Source organism: Collinsella sp. LCP19S3_B7 (assembly GCF_052121795.1).
Taxonomy (GTDB): domain Bacteria; phylum Actinomycetota; class Coriobacteriia; order Coriobacteriales; family Coriobacteriaceae; genus Collinsella.
Map to the genome: position 1 here is coordinate 1 of NZ_JBQKDO010000049.1, position 446 is coordinate 446.

Below are 446 nucleotides of genomic sequence, written 5' to 3' on the forward strand. Positions count from 1 at the left end.
GGGACGGCCCCGACTACCCCGACATCGACCCGGAGGACAAGGACGCCCTGATCGAGCGGCTCAGGCTCGAGAACGCGGTGCTGAGGGCGGTGCAGGACGTTTTAAAAGCCGGGAGCCTCGACGGGATGTCGAACAGGGAGAAGACCCTGGTGATAGACCGCCTGAGGCCTGCGGGGAAGTGGTCCTTGAGAGAACTCACCGGCTTCTTGAGGATATCGAGGAGCTCCTATGACTACCAGCGCCGCGCGATCGCCAGGCCGGACCGCCTGGCGCCGCTGAGGGACGTCGTGCGGCGGGTGTTCCTGGAGGACGGCGACGGCGCGCGCGGCTACCGGTTCGTGGTGCGCAGGCTCCGCGAGCTCGACGACCCCGTGCGCGTCTCCGAGAAGGTCGTCCGGCGCATCATGCGCGAGGAGGGGCTCGTCCCGAGGTGGATGAGGAGGAGG

General features: G+C 68.2%; 1 protein-coding gene. It reads left to right on the forward strand.

Annotation, left to right across the window (positions count from 1 at the left end):
- A partial coding sequence (locus ACTQW0_RS08530) for an IS3 family transposase (RefSeq protein WP_441567788.1) occupies positions 1-446 on the forward strand: 446 nt, incomplete at both ends.